The organism is Bacillus timonensis, from assembly GCF_000285535.1.
In the GTDB taxonomy this organism is placed as follows: Bacteria; Bacillota; Bacilli; order Bacillales; family Bacillaceae_L; genus Ferdinandcohnia; species Ferdinandcohnia timonensis.
Genome location: NZ_HE610985.1, coordinates 1,077,941 through 1,095,795 on the forward strand (window position 1 = coordinate 1,077,941; position 17,855 = coordinate 1,095,795).

At 37.9% G+C, this 17,855-nt stretch carries 13 protein-coding genes; 4 read left to right on the forward strand and 9 right to left on the reverse strand.

Annotation, left to right across the window (positions count from 1 at the left end; all coding sequences use genetic code 11):
• Position 1: 1 nt before the first annotated feature.
• The 3 genes from BTHG_RS05635 to mnmH form a co-directional block, all read right to left on the reverse strand.
• A complete protein-coding gene (locus tag BTHG_RS05635; protein ID WP_010283208.1) occupies positions 2-361 on the reverse strand; it encodes a hypothetical protein in 360 nt (119 codons plus the stop codon).
• A 191-nt stretch (positions 362-552) separates the two neighbouring features.
• Positions 553-1,797 (reverse strand): DUF5667 domain-containing protein, encoded by a 1,245-nt coding sequence (locus BTHG_RS05640; RefSeq protein WP_010283209.1) that lies wholly within the window; start codon positions 1,795-1,797, stop codon positions 553-555.
• 166 nt (positions 1,798-1,963) lie between these two features.
• Complete coding sequence (mnmH, locus tag BTHG_RS05645; protein ID WP_010283210.1) at positions 1,964-3,028, reverse strand: tRNA 2-selenouridine(34) synthase MnmH; 1,065 nt, start codon at positions 3,026-3,028, stop codon at positions 1,964-1,966.
• Positions 3,029-3,187: 159 nt separating this feature from the next.
• Here mnmH and BTHG_RS05650 point away from each other — a divergent pair, with 159 nt between their 5' ends.
• The 3 genes from BTHG_RS05650 (at position 3,188) to BTHG_RS05660 (ending at position 7,119) form a co-directional block, all read left to right on the forward strand.
• Complete coding sequence (locus BTHG_RS05650) at positions 3,188-4,291, forward strand: CdaR family transcriptional regulator (protein ID WP_010283211.1); 1,104 nt, start codon at positions 3,188-3,190, stop codon at positions 4,289-4,291.
• Positions 4,292-4,381: 90 nt separating this feature from the next.
• Positions 4,382-5,794 carry a glycolate oxidase subunit GlcD gene (gene glcD / locus BTHG_RS05655; RefSeq protein WP_010283212.1) on the forward strand — a complete coding sequence of 471 codons (1,413 nt, stop codon included), beginning with the start codon at positions 4,382-4,384 and terminating at the stop codon, positions 5,792-5,794.
• Positions 5,791-7,119, forward strand: coding sequence for a (Fe-S)-binding protein (locus tag BTHG_RS05660; RefSeq protein ID WP_010283213.1), 1,329 nt, complete (start codon positions 5,791-5,793; stop codon positions 7,117-7,119). Before glcD ends, BTHG_RS05660 begins: the two co-directional genes overlap by 4 nt.
• Positions 7,120-7,158: 39 nt before the next feature.
• Here BTHG_RS05660 and BTHG_RS05665 read toward each other — a convergent pair whose 3' ends face one another.
• The 6 genes from BTHG_RS05665 to BTHG_RS05690 all read right to left on the reverse strand — a co-directional run bounded on the left by BTHG_RS05665 (position 7,159) and on the right by BTHG_RS05690 (position 16,336).
• Positions 7,159-7,875, reverse strand: a complete 717-nt coding sequence (locus tag BTHG_RS05665) for a polysaccharide deacetylase family protein (RefSeq protein WP_010283214.1) — start codon at positions 7,873-7,875, stop codon at positions 7,159-7,161.
• Positions 7,876-8,014: 139 nt separating this feature from the next.
• Complete coding sequence (locus tag BTHG_RS05670) at positions 8,015-8,602, reverse strand: YdcF family protein (protein WP_010283215.1); 588 nt, start codon at positions 8,600-8,602, stop codon at positions 8,015-8,017.
• Between the two features lie 137 nt (positions 8,603-8,739).
• Positions 8,740-11,943: a UvrD-helicase domain-containing protein gene (locus BTHG_RS05675; RefSeq protein ID WP_010283216.1), complete on the reverse strand. Its 3,204-nt coding sequence runs from the start codon at positions 11,941-11,943 to the stop codon at positions 8,740-8,742.
• Entirely contained in the window at positions 11,936-14,875 is a 2,940-nt protein-coding gene (locus tag BTHG_RS05680) for a PD-(D/E)XK nuclease family protein (protein WP_010283217.1), read from the reverse strand. The genes BTHG_RS05675 and BTHG_RS05680 overlap by 8 nt, the downstream gene beginning before the upstream one ends.
• A gap of 185 nt (positions 14,876-15,060) precedes the next feature.
• Complete coding sequence (locus tag BTHG_RS05685) at positions 15,061-15,750, reverse strand: copper homeostasis protein CutC (protein WP_010283218.1); 690 nt, start codon at positions 15,748-15,750, stop codon at positions 15,061-15,063.
• Between the two features lie 85 nt (positions 15,751-15,835).
• Positions 15,836-16,336 (reverse strand): DUF1648 domain-containing protein, encoded by a 501-nt coding sequence (locus tag BTHG_RS05690; protein WP_010283219.1) that lies wholly within the window; start codon positions 16,334-16,336, stop codon positions 15,836-15,838.
• A gap of 261 nt (positions 16,337-16,597) precedes the next feature.
• Between BTHG_RS05690 and BTHG_RS05695 the strand changes: the two genes are divergently transcribed.
• A complete protein-coding gene (locus BTHG_RS05695; protein ID WP_010283220.1) occupies positions 16,598-17,830 on the forward strand; it encodes an aminopeptidase in 1,233 nt (410 codons plus the stop codon).
• The last annotated feature ends 25 nt before the right edge of the window (positions 17,831-17,855 follow it).

The following is a 17,855-nucleotide window of genomic DNA, read 5'->3' on the forward strand; positions in this document are numbered from 1 at the left end:
CCTACTTTTGTGTTGAATCCTTATAGATTAATTTATTTACTGTTACACTATACTTGTCAAAAAAATCACTTTTGAAAGCTTCCCACTCGCCTAGAGAATCATAATATTTAGCCATGGTATTTTTCTTACCTACCTTTTTTCCTCTTACTATAAAATCCTTTGAAGGATAGTGATGAACCTCTCCATTTTTGTTCATTTTTAAAGGAATGATAACGGAAAAATCAATACCCAATTTTTTATCACGTACAACCATCTTCTTGGTAACATTGTTTTCGTTCCTCTTGATCACCTGTGTCAAACATAGAGCACGCTCATTTTCGAATGAAAATCTGTTAACACCGTTTCGTTTTACAGTAGTCATTTATCCGTCCTCCTAACTATGTATTACTTCCATCTTAACACAATGAATAAAATATGCTAATTTATGAGAGATAAGGACCTTCAAACAATCTTACAAAAAAGCAACAAATTTTGCGAAAACTGCCTAAATAAAAAGTAGGATGAAATCAAGTTGATCTCATCCTCTAAAAAAATAGTCCGTTACTTTATATTTTAGTTTTTTCCGTGGCCATTACCTTGTCCGTTTCCATTGCCTTGACCATTGCCATTGCCGTTGTTACCATGGCCCTGGCCATTGTTTTTACCGGCATTGTTATTTTGTTTATGTTCTTTTACCTGTTGCTGTTTTTCAGCTTTTTTCTCTTTTGCTTGTTGTTGCTTCTCTTGTGCTTTTTGCTGTGCCATTTCACGCTTTTCGTTTATTTTTTCTTGTTTCTTCTCAACTACAGGAGCAGCTACTACTGGTTCTTCCTCTGTTTCAGTTGTTTCTGTTTCTTTGGCTACATGTTCAGTTGCAACTTCTTCAACTACTACTTCTTGCTCTACAACTGGTTCTTCCGTAGTTTCTTCAATCATTTTTTCTTCATGTTTAGCTGCAAATTTTGCTGCTTTATTCTCACGTTTTGTAAGCTTTTTATCCAATTTGGCAAAAGACTTCTGAATGTTTTTCATTAATGCTTGTTGGGCTGTTGGATTTTTCACCTTAGCTAGTGCTGCGGTTAATGCATCGATGTTTTGTGCCAACTTCACTTCAACTTCTGTTTCTTTTTCATTCTCGGCAACAACTTCTTCTACTGTTTCATCTTCGGCAACAGCTGTTTCTTCTTCATCGGTTACTATTTCTTCGCTTACAACCTCTTCAGAATCGGGTAAATTGTCAGTTGCCGATTCTTGTGTTTCAATAGCTTTTTGAAGTAGTTCTTCCGCTTCTTCAGTTTTACCATCGGCTAGTAGAGCATTTGCTTCAGCTATACGCTCAGCGGCAATGTCAGCTAGTAATTTTGCTTCTTTGTAATCATCCACAGTTACAGCAAGACGTACTTTTTCAATCATAAGTTTGACGAAGTAAAAGAAATCTCCAGGTACTAGGGATGGTTCTTCTTCAGCTTGAACCTCTTCATCTGTAACTTCTTTTGTTTCATTTGATACGACATCTTCAGTTTCTTCTTTTTCAGCAACTTCTTCGGTTTCATCTGATACTTCTTCTTCATTTGTTTCTTTCTCTGTAATTTCTTCGCTTTCGACTACATTCTCAGCAGTAACTTCACTTACATTTTCTTTTGCTACTTCTTCAACAACTGGCTCTTCAGCAGTACCATAGTTAACCGGTATTTCTTCAACTACTGGTTCTTGAGTTCCTTCTTCATTTGCAAAAACAGCTGGTGTTGCTAATGAAAAAACAAGTGCTGATGCTACTGTTCCACTAATAATAGTTTTCTTGAACTTGCGTTTAGCCATACATTAGTTCCCCCTAATTATAAATTACGATAAAATATTCGACGAAAGCTGACAAGTATTTGTCCGTTACTCATAAAAAGAATCATATATGATTCTTTAGTCCAATGAAATGCTAAAAAATTGCCAAAAAACCTAGTGCGTATAGTACTAGGTTTTAGGTACTTTTTCATGAATTTGTTGGGGTTCTTACAATTTTTTCGGCAATAAATTTTTCTATTAATTTTGTCGCTTCCTCTACCTTTTTAACGTGAAGTACCGTACTACGGTCTTCTGCTATTTGTTCTGCTGTATAATGGTATCTCGGGTCATAATAATATTCCAATAGTAATTTCACAGCCGTGTTGTAGTCTCCAGATTCAAGACCTTGCTCAATCTGCGTTGCAACTGGGGTATGAATTCTTTTTTTAATACGTTGAAAGGCTGACATACATTCGCTCGGGTATTCCCAAGGACGGTAATCCTCTAAAATGTTGAGCACCCGTTCTTCAATTGGCAGGTCAACAAAAATATAATATCCTTGTTCTTTTATGTTCAGTAAAAAGTCTGGTAATGTCACTCTACCAACCCGCTTGCTTTCTGCCTCTAACAAGACATACGGTGAATCTTTTAGCTGAAGAGCGCGCTCCACAAACATTAGATCAAATACCTTTTGATTGTGTGGCTTTTTTCCAATCATTCCAAACACCGATCCACGATGATTCGCCATGCCTTCTAAATCAATAACTGGATACCCTTTTTCCTGAAGCTCCGTTAAAATTTTTGTTTTTCCCGAACCTGTATACCCATTTATCACTAATGCCTTAGGCTTGAATTCTGTCGCAAGCTCGTCCAATTGCTCAACTACCCAGGTGCGATATCCACGGATTCCACCGATTAGTCGTTTTGCATTCATTCCCATTAAATCAATGAGGGTTGCAGATGTTTTGCTTCGCATTCCTCCACGCCAGCAATAAACAACCTTCTCGTCCTCTGGAAGCTTTCCAAATTCTCTTATAAAATTCGGTAGCTTGGCCGATACAATTTCAAGACCCTTTTCCTTAGCTGCGTCAGGACTGACCTGCTTATAAACTGTGCCTATTTCTGCTCGTTCCTCATTGGTAAAAATTGGAATATTTACACTTCCAGGTATATTCGACTCTGCAAACTCAGAAGGTGAGCGCACATCAACAATTGCGATTTGTTTTTCCTTTTGTAATTTCCGGAATTCATCAACTGATATATCTTCAAACATCTATTTTCTTCCCTTCAAGAGAGTGTCTATCTACACTATAACCACATTATCTACTACCTATTATAAAACAGAATAACTTCTTAAGCTTAAAAAATGCAATTACAACATTATTCTGAAATGATAGAATTGATAATATCGATTTGATCGGGGGTTTTTTATATGTTAATACCATCACTTGCTAAAAAAATTATCAATGAAGTCCGGAGATTAATTGATGAGGATATTATTATTGTCGATGTTTCGGGTAAAATTATTGCAAGCACTGATACGAGTCGAATCGGAAACTTTCATGAAGGTGCGCTCCTTGCAAGTCGAGACCAAAAGAAAATGATCATTACTAATGAAATGTCCACAAGATTAAAAGGTGTAAAGGCTGGAATCAATTTGCCTATTCTATTTAAGCAAAAAGTGGTTGGTGTTATAGGAATTACTGGAGATCCTGAAAACGTATCAGCATATGGAGAGCTTTTGAAAAAAATGACGGAGTTGTTAATTCAAGAGAGCTACTATGCTGAACAAATGGAGTTAGAGTCCCGTGCTCTAGAAACATTTGTTTTTGACTGGCTTCAAGATATGGACGAGTCGGATGAATTTATAAAGCGCGCCGAGCATCTGAGTATTGAAATGAATATAAAACGCCAGGTTGTAATTGGTTCTATTAAAAGTGACCCAGATGTACCACTTCGGGACATTTCTAATCGCCTGCAGCACCACTCTTTATTAGATGAGAACGAGATTTTTGTAAGATGGGGCAATGAGCGGTTTCTCCTCCTTTTAACCAATCGTTCGAAAGAACAAATTCAACAAATGCTTTTAAAACTAAAAAAGGAATTAGAAAATACCTTTTCCTTACAAGTTTCATTTGGTATCGGTAGTGAGGATTATTCGATAAGAAAGTCATTTGATGAAGCTGACCGCGCCCTTCAGGTTGCAAAACGAACAGACTCGATCCAATTTGATGATGATTTGAAATTGGAGATGCTCATTCATGGAACAAGCAGCAAAGTGCAAGTAGAATATGTGAGACGTACAATTGTTAAACTCATTGATGATTCTACTTTAGTAAAAACTTTACTTGAATACATAAAACAAAATCAATCCATCAAAGAAACGGCGGATGCTCTTCATATTCATGTTAATACTCTTTCATACCGATTAAATAAAATCGAGGAGTATACTGGTTTACACCCTAAAAATTTTGAAGATTTAGTAACACTGTATCTTGGCATTTTATTTTTGGATAAAACGATAAAAGTAAATTAGTTACAGCTAAAATTTTTGTAGGTTTCTACATAGCGGAATTTTCCGTTTTTTTTATGCTTATTAATAAGTTGATTTATTGGAGGCGTTCACATGATTGATACGAAAGCAAAACGGCAGTTTTTAAAAATTGTCGGTCCGGAAAACTATGATGATTCAAGTGCTGGCCGACTTGTGTATTCGTATGATGCTACCCCACAGTTCCAGTCAATGCCAGATGCAGTAATTTCTCCTCGGAACAAAGAGGAAATATCAGCAATCGTCAAAGTTTGTAATGAATATAAAATTCCAATTGTCCCCCGAGGATCTGGAACAAATCTTTGTGCAGGAACTTGTCCAACTGAGGGTGGCGTAGTTCTTCTTTTTAAACATTTAAACAAGATTTTAGAAATCGATGAAGAAAATTTAACCATAACTGTTCAACCAGGAGTGATTACTCAGGAAGTAACAAATGCAGTTGAAGCAAAGGGCTTATTTTATCCACCAGACCCTGGCTCTATGAAAATATCAACAATCGGCGGCAATATTAATGAAAATTCCGGCGGTTTACGTGGGCTTAAATATGGTGTGACACGGGATTATGTAATGGGCCTGGAGGTTGTATTAGCAAATGGCGAAATCATTAAAACGGGTGGAAAACTAGCAAAGGATGTTGCGGGATATGACCTTACTCGCCTTTTTGTTGGTTCTGAAGGAACACTTGGAATTATTACAGAAGCAATACTCAAGCTCATTCCAATGCCCGAAACAAAGGAGACAATCCTTGCACTTTATCAAGATTTGGATTCAGCTGCAAAATCCGTTTCAAAAATTATTGCAAGTAAAATCATTCCGATTACCCTTGAATTTCTTGACCAACCAACTCTAGAGGCAGTTGAAGCCTTTGCGAAAATAGGACTTCCAACAGATGCTAAAGCCGTGCTTTTGATTGAACAGGATGGTCCTGCAGAAATTGTCAAACGGGATATTGAGAGAATTATAAAGATTTGTAAGGAAGAGAATGCCGTTTCGGTTAAATCTGCAGAATCTGAAGAAGAGGCAGAAAGTTTAAGAACAGCAAGACGTGCAGCACTTTCCGCTCTTGCACGAATGAAACCAACCACCATTTTAGAGGATGCGACCGTCCCTCGTTCTGAAATTGCAAACATGGTAAAAGCGATTGGTGAAATTGCCCAAAAATATGACTTAAACATTTGTACCTTTGGCCACGCAGGTGATGGAAACTTACACCCAACTTGCTTAACAGATGTCCGGAACACTGACGAAATTGAGCGAGTCGAAAAAGCATTCGAAGAAATTTTTGAAAAGGCAATAGAGCTTGGAGGAACGATTACTGGTGAGCATGGTGTTGGCGTGATGAAGGCTCCATATCTTGAGATGAAGCTTGGAGCTGCTGGAATTGCTGCAATGCAGGCTATCAAAACCGGATTAGATCCAAATAATATTATGAATCCAGGAAAAATGTTCGCAAAGGATTCGAGAAAACGTGTGGTGGTTTCAAAATGACAACATCACCCGAACAGCAAAAAATAAAAGAAGAATTTCAATCACGGATGGATCAGAATGAGCTATTAAATTGTATGCGTTGTGGGTTCTGTCTTCCCACCTGCCCAACTTATATTGAATCAGGCTATCAGGAATCTCACTCACCTCGCGGAAGAATAGCGTTAATGAAGGCTGTCGTCGATGGCCTTATTGAACCTGATGAGGACTTTGAAAAATCACTAAATATGTGTTTAGGCTGTCGAGCTTGTGAACCAGTTTGTCCATCTGGCGTGAATTACGGACATCTATTAGAAGAAGCAAGGGATATTGTCCATCAAAACAAAAAGCATTCATTACCAACAAAGGCTGTGAGAAAGACAGTTTTTAGTGGTCTATTTCCCCATCAGAACCGCATGCGTACACTAACGGGGTTGCTTGGTGTTTACCAACGTTCTGGCATACAAAAAGTGGTTCAAAAAAGTGGTCTTATGAAATTTTTACCTGATAGTTTGGCGACAATGGAACGTGTTCTTCCAGAAGTTCCAACTTTAAAGGAATTAAAAAGTCGCCCATATCATCTCGAGCCCATTGGTGTACATAGGAAAAAGGTTGCCTTCTTTACGGGCTGCTTAATGGACACCATGTTTATGAAAACAAATGACGCCACAATGAAACTGCTTCAATTGGCTGGTTGTGAGATTGTGATTCCAAAAACACAGGCTTGTTGTGGGGCTTTACATGGTCATAGTGGTGAAAAAAATAAAGCGAAAGAGCTTGCGAAACAAAATATTGCAGCTTTTGAAGAAATGGAAGCGGATTATATTATTACAAACGCAGGTGGCTGTGGTGCTTTTTTAACCGATTATGCTCATCTTCTGAAAGATGATCCCCAGTGGACAAAACGTGCGAAAGCATTTTCGAAAAAGCTTAAGGATATTTCTTCTGTTTTAGTAGAATTAGAGTTTCATAAAAAAGAGCTCTCCCTTCCTGGACAGGTGATTACCTATCAAGACTCCTGCCATTTGCGTAATGTGATGAAGACGACTTCAGAACCGAGAAGGCTACTTCAAGCGATTAAAGGGGCCACGTATCTAGAGATGAAAAATGCGGATAGTTGCTGTGGATCTGCTGGCATTTATAACATTGTAGAGTCTGAGATGTCGATGAAAATCCTAGATTCAAAAATGAAAAACGTCTTGGATACTCAAGCGAAAACGATTGTAACAGCAAACCCAGGATGCTTATTACAAATGAAGCTTGGCATCGAACGCGAAGGTTTAACAAATAAAATGCGTGCCGTGCATATTGTTGATTTATTACTTGAGGCTATGGAAAATAAAAAATAAAAATAAACAAGAATCGTCTTGGTCTACAAGACGATTCTCCTAATTACTTTGTTTTAACTGAGTTCGGAACAGCATTTCAGATACAGTAACAAATTCATATCCTTCTTTTTTTAGCACTGTGAGTATGTGGTCTAATGCTTGAATGGTTTGCGTCCGATTCCCACCTGAATCATGGAAGAGAATAATGTTTCCTGGTTTCACACCAGATATTACCCTATTGGTAATCCGATTAACTCCTGGATTTTTCCAATCCTTCGTATCTTGATGCCATGACCATAAAACAACATGGTATCCATTTTCTGCAGCAGTATTAATGATAACGTTATTATAACTCCCCCCAACTGGACGAAATAAAGAAGGGCTAAATCCTGTTATTTCTTTAAGAGTGTCGGTGGTTATATCGATTTCATTCTCAAGTTTTTTGGAATCTCGTACAATACTTGAATGATTAAAGGTATGATTTGCGATTTCATGACCCTCCAATACTTCTCGACGTATAATTTCGGGGTGTTTAATCGCATGCTTTCCAACAACAAAAAAAGTGGCTTTTGCTTTATGCTTCGCTAAGATGTCTAAAATCTGAGGTGTGTAAACTGGGCTTGGACCATCATCAAAGGTGATAGATACCATCTTCTCATCTGTCTTCACTTCCCACGTAACCTTACCCGATTTTTCAAATTCAAAGCGTTCCGTTGCCTGTGCATGAATATGATTAAAAAATAGGAAAAGAACAATCATTAACAAACAACTTCTCACAAATGTTCCCCCTTATATCATCAAGCGTTATTGGGTAGTTTATGGATTTTATTTAATAATTATTACGGTAGTCAATAGGTTCAGTTTACATAAAAAAATGGCAAGTTTAGCTCTTCGCCATTTAAAAAGTATGATTTTTTTATTTACGTAAATATTTTTCTATATAATATTTCGTTACCGATAAATATTCGCGACTATATGATTTCAGCAATGTGATTTGTGGTGTTTTTGCTGGCAGACCCTCCACTTCTAAACCAGCGTCTCTCGCAATTTGAATGGATCGATAAAGATGGTAGTCATTGGTAACGATAATCCCCAGTTTGGCATCCTCAGGAATAAATTCCTTTGAGAATTTAATGTTTTCATATGTACTCGTTGATTGGTCTTCAAGGAAGATTCTTGATTCTGAAATCCCTTTGTCCACAAGTTCTCGTCTCATTGCTTCTGCTTCCGAGATTTCCTCCCCTGGCCCCTGACCGCCTGATGTAATCAGAATTGTGTTCTCATTCTCTTTTGCATACTTTGCAGCCGTATCAATTCTATTTTGCAATGACAACGACGGAATTTCGCCATTCACTTTTGCACCAAGAATAATTAAATAATCTGCATCTTGTGGCGGTACAGCATTCACATACTGTGAAATTTTATAATGAATTCTTCCGAAATAAATAACAGCAATAATAAGTAAAATTCCAATAATAAGTAGCATCATTTTCCTCTTTTTCAAAAAGTAACAACCCCTTTAGGGTTATTCTATCATTATATCAAATGGGTAAAAAAGGAATTTTAAACATTTCAATAAAAAACGTACCATATTTAAAATGAAAGCTGATGAAGGACATTTGTCCCTCATCAGTACTTTTCTTAAACAGCAATAATTTTATTTGGTGTGACAAAGTAAAGGTGTTTATCAATAACTTTTTCTCCTGTAATTCTTTCCCAAATCTGCTGGTACAGCTCGATTTGATTTCGATAGTATTTCGTAAGTTCCGGAAGATTTGCGATGTCTTTAGGGCGGTCGGTTTTGTAATCAACAATCTTCCATGTGTCATTCAGTTTGTACACGAGGTCAATAATTCCATTTACAAAAATGGTATCTGCTTGGGTCCCAGTTTGCACTTGCACATACAGAGGGTCATTGGCTTCGATTTTTATTGAAAAAGGAACCTCTGTTAAAACGATGTCTGCAATTTGAAGCTCTGCCCAAATCATCGATTGCTTAAAACGGTGGACCGCTTGTTCAACCTCGTCTAATCTACCTAAAGAAATTTCGTTTGTTTTTAAAGTGGGTAAAATGACTTGTTCCATTTCTTCGCCTTTAACTACCTTTTCAAACACCTCATGGATGGCAGTTCCCCAAGTTTGTCCACCACCCTCTTCACGTTCAATCTGAAGCCTAAAGATATCTTGTTTAGCTTCAGTCGGACTATAAGTGGAAAATGAAGATATTTTTCGGTCATCGATCCACTCAAGCAACCCACGAGTTTCTTCTTGATATTCATTTTTAGTAATCGTTATTCCTGTTGTAAATGGTTTGTCCATGCTATGTTCAGTAATTTCCATACCACCAACCTCTGGTAATCCCTCAAGAAGAAGATTCCACGGATTTTTATCATTTTTTGATTCAAATGTACTGATAATCAATGCCTTCTCTGCCCTTGTGGCAGCAACATAAAGTATCCTGATTTCCTCAGCAAGTAAATAAGCTTCCTCTGAAGTAAGGTAGTCCTCCCAATGGAGAGGCTGAGCTACAGGTTTCGTTGTCGTGCCATGTTTTCTGCCGAACATAAAATACCCAGTTGAAGATTCTTCTTCACGTCTAATATGGGACCATATATGTTTTCGGATTTCTGTTTTTTTGCCAGGAAATGCTAAGAAAACAATCGATGATTCTAAGCCTTTTGCTTTATGGACATTCATAATACGTACCGCGTTTTCGTCTTCCTCAAGATTGATTACCTTTGTTTTTTCCTCAATTTGTTGTTTGACAAACTCAACTGCTTGAGTGAAAGTTGTTGCCTCCTCTTCCTCTTTAATCCGTAATGCTTCAAAAATTTGCAGGAGATTTGTCATTTCCCTTATACCGTAACGTTTAGCCGCAAATAATGGATACAAGCTGATATCTTCAATTATTTTTTTAATTGCCACTAATGGAGAGAATGATGCTTTCCATTTGACATATTGCTGTAGCTTGGAAAGTGCATCCTGAAAGTGAAGTTTCGTCTCTTCATCCAAATCCTGAGGAATTTGCGCATAAAGAGAGAATGCCCCACCAGCCTGTCTCCATTGGAATAATTCCTCATCACTCATGCCGAACCAGACACTTCGAAGTGCTGCGACAAAAGAGATTTGATTGGTCGTATCCACAATTGCATCGAGAAGGAGAATGAGGTCTTGGAATTCTTGTATTGTTCCAATCTCTATTTCACCACTGACACTAACAGGTATTCCCGCTTCTTCTAGGTTAGTAGCATACACGTCGATGCCCTCTTTTTGCCTCGTTAAAATCATGAATTCTCGTGGCTCATGGCCGTCGTTCATTAACTGTTTGATAGAAGCAGTTATACTCTTAGCATCTTCGTCAAGAGTTGTTGATTTGTTTTTAGCATACTCATCCGATAAAACAAGTCTTTTGATGCCAGCTAAACTAGAACCCTCATCTTCTTTAAAGGAATAAAGCGGACGGTAGGCGGCCTGAAATACAGTCTCTTTTTCAGGTAAATGCTCATGAAATATTTGATTAAGTATGCTTGTGACTGTATCAACTGTTCTAAAATTCATAATGAGTTGAAGGACTTCTCCCCCATGGACTTCAATCAAGTCCTTCACCAAATTGTAAATATCGATATCGGCTCGTCGAAACCGGTAAATAGCTTGCTTCGGGTCCCCCACAACAAAAAGCGACCCCGATCGTGGCTTACACTTTGTCCAATCCTCTTCTGTCACATCCTCACCTGTTAAATAAAACATGATTTTTGCTTGAAGCGGATCGGTATCTTGAAATTCGTCCACAAGCAATCTTTGATATTTACGCTGAAAATACAAGCGTACTTCTGAATTACTTTTTAAAAGAGCTGCGGTTCTCATTAATAAATCCTGAAAATTCATTAATGACCGTTCTTGTTTGATTTTTTCGTATTCCTTCATGGCTCCTTGAAATAAATCTATTACAAAGGGGTAACAATATTCACTCCAACTTACAAGTAAAGGCTGGATATGCGCTTCGAAAAAGTCCGAAATTCTCGCTTGATATTCCTTCGCGTCCTCTTTGGATGACCATTTATATTGAGTTACAGACAATTTTTTATCAAATAACCGAAAAATGTATATCATCAATGAATCTGTTCGGTCATTGTATCTTGATTGACGTAGCGCTTTCTCAATTGCTTCTTGGAGTGTGTCTAGCCCCTTTGGATGATCCTTTGGAATGCAACGACTCGCTTCTTTTAATAGCGATAGAAAACGATGGAACACATCTTCTAAATTTGGTTTTTCAACATCATCACTTACCCACTCCACATCAGGGTAGTTTTTCATTTTACAAAAACGGTTCGTCAGTTCTTTATCGTCAAGCCCTAAATCCTTTATTATTTTCGCCTTTTGTGGATTATCCTGTTCGAGGTTTTGCATGAAAACATACCAAGCAACCTCTGCGATGTTATCATCTTCGGCGTCCTCTAGCTCTGAAAAATTGACATCTAACCCACCTTCAACAGGACGCTCTCGTAGCAAACGCGCACAAAACGAATGGACCGTTCCGATAAATGATTGTTCAATATTTTGGAGGGCATCTTCCAAACGTATTTTTATATCTACGTCCTTTTCTTCTTTGCCTCTTTTTTCGAGAGCTGTTAAAAATCGCATTTTAAGTTCATCGGCAGCTTTTTTCGTAAAGGTGATGGCGACGATTTCATTAATGTTTGCTGCCCCTGTATAAATAAGGTTTACCATACGGTCAACAAGACTAGTGGTCTTACCTGAACCAGCTCCTGCCTCAACCAAAAAATTTTGATTTAGCACAGTCGAAATTTTATCTCTCGCTACTTGATCAACAATCCCTTTAGTCATAAGCTCGCACCCCCTTAAAACTTTTTAGCCCTGTTGCTAACTCGTCTTGTGCTTTTTGTTTTAATGCATCTTTATCATAAGTAGCGCGTCTGCAAATATTTTTAAACTCACAAAATTTGCATTCATTCTCATCATCTGTCATCGTAAAATGACCATGTTCCACTATTGAAAGAAGCTTTTCTAAAATATCTTTTCCATTTGTACGTGTCGTTTCATCCTGCTCACGTATAAATCGTTCTCCCGCTCCTCTGCTGGTTGGAAATAGGTAGGAGCTTTTTTTCACTGCCCCAGCATCAATTCCTAAATGAGCCTCGATTGCAAGAGTGTAGAGAAGATGTTGTAGCTGTCTGCCTCCTTTAAAAAATTCCTTCGTTTTATAGCCATAACTACTTCCCGTTTTATAATCGATGATATGGTAGGAACCATCAGGTAGCTGGTCGACTCGGTCAATGATTCCTCTCACGTGAACAGTTCCAGAAGGAAGCTCAATAATTGCTGGTGAGTCTTCCCCAAAAGAATATTCAAAATACAAAGGTTCGCCTACCTCACTGCTTTCCTCTTCAATTCGCAAAAAGGTTTCACAAGACTCGATTATTTCTTCAGACTCAAGTCTCTCCGTTCGAGCGTTCGGTGATGGAACAATCTTTTTAACGTAATTTAGTCTTTCTTTCGCAATTTTAGTTAGAAGCTCAATATGCTTTACATAGGAGGGCTTTTCCCTACGAGTTTTAAGCTCCTTATAAAATTTCTCGAAAATCTCATGCAGGAGTGTTCCTCTCGTTTTTGCATCCAACCATTTGGTTGGGTCATAAATAACGTCATCGTTTACCCTAAGCCGTAAAACATTTTCTAAAAAATAGGCATATGGACATTTTGCAATTTTTTCAAGTTTCCCAGCTGAAATCGTAATATCTTGATTTTTACGAGGGTCAAACCCTGTCGTGTCACTTTCAATTTTCCCTTCGTACACTGTAAACGCAGGATCAAGCCTCATTTTTTCAGCATGAAGCCCTCTTACAATATGGGTGAATTCCGCTAAAAACGTATCTTCAAGCTGGATGGTTTGTGAGTTTGTCATTTTACTTGTCCACCAATCATCCCCATCTAATATGTGGTTTCGATCCGCAATCAGCACTTTCTTTGGTAAGGATTTAAAATCGGCAGATATGTCACCTGTCTGGATTCGGTAGCATTGTAAAAACAAATGCGTAGGTGATATCGTCCGATTTTCATTTATATCAAATCTACAGTAACTGACGGTTATCTCATTCTCACATGAAGAGGCAAGCAGCTGCAGCATTGTAAATAGATTTCGTTTCGATTTTTCCTTTTCTAATAAAAGCAACCGACCTAATTTTTCCCTTTCATTATCAAGTAGTAATGGATCCTCAGCCGATTTTCCTGGAAACCGTTGGTTGTCCAAACCAATAATAAACAAATGCTTACGATTCATATAGATACCATTTTTATAGGATGAGATATGCAAATGACCGGTCTTTGGGCGTGACTGACCAATTCGAATCGATAAAAAATCTTCCTCAAACTTTTGGTACACTTCAGGTAGGATTTCATCTGCGTATGGTAGAAGTTCATTGATTCGTTCCAGTAATGCCTCTTTTGCCGCTTGGTCATATCCTGATGAAACTCTACAATAGTTTTGTAAAATATAGCTGATTGAAAGAAGTAGGTCATGATAATTGATGCTGTTCCCATTATCTCGCGATGTTGGTGTATGTTTAAAGAAAGTCGAAAACCATTTTAATAGCCATTGATAATGATGAACTTGTCCATCTGTTTCTTTTTGTTCATCAATTTTTGTTTGAATTTGTGATAGATAACGGTCTTGTCCCCAACCGATATTCGCATCGCGTAATAGGTTTGCAATTCGCGCTTTTGATGGCGCGTCTTCACCTAAATCAATCAAATTCTCCTGAAGCAGTTTTAAAAAAACTTGTACACTATAAAAATCTTTCATCCAATTCAGAATACCTGCCACTACTTTACCAGGACGTGTAAAGCCGATGGGTATGCCCTCCCCATAGGTCACAGGAACTTGAAGCCGTTGGGCTAAATGATACATCGAGGTTACATAGTTTGAACTTGATGTGTAAAATATAGCTGCCTCATCAAATTGAATTCCTTTTTCTTTAATCCTAACGAATACTTCCTTCAATTCCATTTCTACCGTTTTGGCAGAAAAAAACGAGAGTGACGGAACCGATGTTGGTATATTTTCAACATCATAAAGGTAACTTAATGGCGTTTCGCCTCCAAAAACGACCTTTGAAAATGATGAACTCTCAGGTGCCGGAATACCACGTACTGCTTCCATCTGTAAATGAAAGCAAGTAGCCGGTACGGCACTTCTTAAAAATTCAGCTTGTATGTACGTTACTCGTAGATTACTTTGAAATATGAACACTTGGTTATTAGAATTATATTTTCCTAGAGCTTTTCGATAAAGGTCAGCGTCATCAATCATGTTATTTTTTTGAAGAAGTTTTTCGTATGATTCTAAAATAAAAATCATATCTTCACCTTTTGTTGGCGAAACAAAATGTTCTCTTTTAAGGGATTTACTTGTATACCCGGCAAGTCGAAGTCGCTTTACTGTTTGATTCATGCTCTGACTTACGGATGGTGTGATTTCTACTTTATGAATATAGCGAAGGTCTGCCTTACGTTCAGTTAACAAGGAATACATCAAATGGGCGCCAAGACCATCAGCGATAAGCTGTTTTTGTTCAATTGAGCCCGTATCCAGCGCAAGGTCTCTAATGGTTTTTATTTTTATATTTACGACATGATTGTTTTTTTGTGTGAATTGCCTTACAATTTGCTCACCAATCATATAGGAATCTACAAGTAGTATTTTTTCAGTTAAAAAATGCTGTTTGCATATGGTTTCAAGATGTTTCATAAGAACTTCCATTGGTTTCACTCTCCATTTCATTGAATGTGGACATTATCGCTATAGCGTTTTATGTCTATCTGTTTTCTTTTCATGCTGTCGATTTTATTTAGATATATCGACATTAGAGCATTTATTATCGATTTTAGCCATTTTCCACAAAAATAAAAGGACGTCCAAATCTAAATTCAGACATCCTTGTTGTATTAGTTAATTAATTCTCTTATCGTTTTTATAGTATTCCCATTTATTGGTTCACTAAACTTCCCATTAACGCGAACAGCTGATCCGAAATGATATTCGGTTGCTTTAAGTTTTTGGTGAAGCTCTACAATGTTGTTATGAGAAAGGCCGGAACCTGGCATAATCACCGGTGATGGCTTTTCATGAGAGAGTGCTAGCATTGCCTTGAGATTTTCTATACCATCCAATGCCTTCGGCTCCCCTCCAGATGTTAATACGGTATGAATCGAATCACTGTATTTTTGTAGGATTTTATAGGCCTCTATTATATCCTTCGCTTCATCAATCGCCCGGTGGAAGGTAATCTTCATTCCGTCGGATGTTTCAATGACTTTTTTAAGAAATGTTTCATCTATTTCTCCATTTTCAGTTAAAGAACCAAACACAATTCCTGCTGCACCTAGTTCCTTACATACTTTTATATCCTCTAAGATAACACGCTTATCATCTTCAGAATATGTAAAAGAATACCCATGAGGACGGACCATTACATGAACAGGGATAGAGACCGCTCGGACAACATCCTTTATCACACCGTACGAAGGTGTTAATCCTCCTTCAGTCATCGCCATCACAAGCTCCAACCGATTCGCACCAAATTCTTCCGCCACCTTCGCATCCTCCGCGCCCTGCACAATAACCTCAATCAACATACTAACCTACCTACTTTCAGGAACCAAGGGGACGGTTCTTGTGGTCCCAAATCGGGACCAACAGAACCGTCCCTCTGGTTACTTTTTATTTCTTACGTAATTTAATCATCTTGTAAATATAATAACCCATTGTTCCAAAAATAGACACGAGCAGGCCAATCAAGTACCACATGCCTAGTCCTTCATTCCCTTGGGCAACATTTGCCATTTCCCAAGCGCCAATCGCCAAAAAGAACGTAAGAAAGAAATTTATGGTAATGAGCATTTTTCTGGAGATTCTGTATATGCTTTCCGCGTTTTCAGGTGTCACTTCAATTGGGTAGTTATGAATATGTGGAAATTTACTTAAAATAAACATCGTTTTGAATAAAAAAGTTGCGATAATCGGTAGGATGAGAATACTCCCTTTTCCACCCCAACTATCCGGCTCTCCGGCAAAGTTAAAATGAGTTGGTACTCGATCTGGTATCTCGCTCCAATTCACAATGATATATCCATATATTCCAAGTAAAATGACGATTGAAAGTGTTTCTAGTATTTTCTCAGACAATGTTTTCGGTAGTTTTATTACCGGTCTCTCGGACATAAAAACCACTCCTTCTTCATACTTGATATACGAGCAAGGAGTGGTTATGGTTTCATTTTAAGACAATAATTTCAGGAACCACGGGGACGGTTCCTGCGGTTCCCTTTTTTCAAAATTTTCACTTTAAAGGAACCAGAAGAACCGTCCCTCTGGTACATAATTTTTGAAAATAAATATTTCGCCGAGCTAATTGTTTCTGTTACACTAGAGTGGAAGTCATACTATTGTGTTAAGTTTTACACTATATAAAGGAGATTACATATGGCTATGTTCGAACAAATGCTTGAAAAGTATGCTGATTTAGCTGTTCGTGTTGGAGTGAATGTTCAAAAAGGGCAAAACCTCCTAATTAATGCGCCTATTTCAGCGGTAGAATATGTGAGAAAAGTTGTAAAAAAGGCCTACGAGGCAGGTGCAAGAAATGTTTATATCGAGTGGAATGATGACGAAATTACACGCACACGTTTTGACCTTGCACCTGATGAAGCGTTTCTTGATTACCCAATGTGGAAGGCAAAAGGAATGGAAGAGCTCGCAGAAAACGGCGCTGCCTTTTTATCCATTGTTTCTTCAAATCCAGATTTGTTAAAAGGTGTTAATCCTGAGCGCATTTCAAATGCCAATAAAACAGCAGGTAAAGCATTGGAAAAATACCGAAATTATTCCCAGGCTGATAAAGTAAGCTGGTCAATTATTGCCGTTCCATCAGAAAGCTGGGCTGCAAAAGTCTTCCCTGACCTTTCTTCAGAGGAACAAATGGAGAAATTATGGGAATCGATTTTTCAGGCAACTCGTGTGGATGTAGCAGATCCTGTTCAAGCATGGAAAGAACATAATGCAGCATTACATGAGAAGGTTGAATACTTAAACAAGAAAAAATACAAGAAATTACATTACAAAGCACCGGGAACTGATTTAGTAGTGGAACTACCCGAAGCTCACGTGTGGATTGGCGGCGGTGGTGAGAATGAACAACATATTGAATTCGTAGCCAATATGCCAACTGAAGAGGTATTTACCGTACCAGCAAAAGAAGGTGTAAACGGATTTGTTAGCAGCACGAAGCCTCTGAATTATGGTGGAAGTTTAATTGACAAGTTTACCCTTACCTTCAAAAATGGAAGAATTGTTGATGTAAAGGCTGAAACCGGTGAAGATACGTTAAAACGTTTAGTGGAAACGGATGAAGGCAGTCACTATTTAGGCGAGGTTGCACTCGTTCCACATAATTCACCTATTTCACAATCAAAAATTCTATTTTACAACACACTTTTTGATGAAAATGCTTCGAATCATTTCGCTATTGGAAATGCATATGCATTCTGTATTGAAGGTGGCAAAACGATGTCGCGTGAAGAACTTGTGAAAAAAGGAGCAAATTCTAGTATCACACATGTTGACTTTATGGTTGGTTCAGATGAAATGGATATTGACGGTATAACAGAAGATGGAACCGTGGAACCTGTCTTCCGTAATGGAAACTGGGCATTTTAAAAACAAATGGCACCACCTGGGCTTA

Coding starts and splice junctions, on each gene's coding strand:
- BTHG_RS05635 (WP_010283208.1), bottom strand. CDS start 361: ATGACTACTGTAAAACGAAACGGTGTTAACAGATTTTCATTCGAAAAT.
- BTHG_RS05640 (WP_010283209.1), bottom strand. CDS start 1,797: ATGGCTAAACGCAAGTTCAAGAAAACTATTATTAGTGGAACAGTAGCA.
- mnmH (WP_010283210.1), bottom strand. CDS start 3,028: ATGTTTGAAGATATATCAGTTGATGAATTCCGGAAATTACAAAAGGAA.
- BTHG_RS05650 (WP_010283211.1), top strand. CDS start 3,188: ATGTTAATACCATCACTTGCTAAAAAAATTATCAATGAAGTCCGGAGA.
- glcD (WP_010283212.1), top strand. CDS start 4,382: ATGATTGATACGAAAGCAAAACGGCAGTTTTTAAAAATTGTCGGTCCG.
- BTHG_RS05660 (WP_010283213.1), top strand. CDS start 5,791: ATGACAACATCACCCGAACAGCAAAAAATAAAAGAAGAATTTCAATCA.
- BTHG_RS05675 (WP_010283216.1), bottom strand. CDS start 11,943: ATGACTAAAGGGATTGTTGATCAAGTAGCGAGAGATAAAATTTCGACT.
- BTHG_RS05680 (WP_010283217.1), bottom strand. CDS start 14,875: ATGGAAGTTCTTATGAAACATCTTGAAACCATATGCAAACAGCATTTT.
- BTHG_RS05685 (WP_010283218.1), bottom strand. CDS start 15,750: ATGTTGATTGAGGTTATTGTGCAGGGCGCGGAGGATGCGAAGGTGGCG.
- BTHG_RS05690 (WP_010283219.1), bottom strand. CDS start 16,336: ATGTCCGAGAGACCGGTAATAAAACTACCGAAAACATTGTCTGAGAAA.
- BTHG_RS05695 (WP_010283220.1), top strand. CDS start 16,598: ATGGCTATGTTCGAACAAATGCTTGAAAAGTATGCTGATTTAGCTGTT.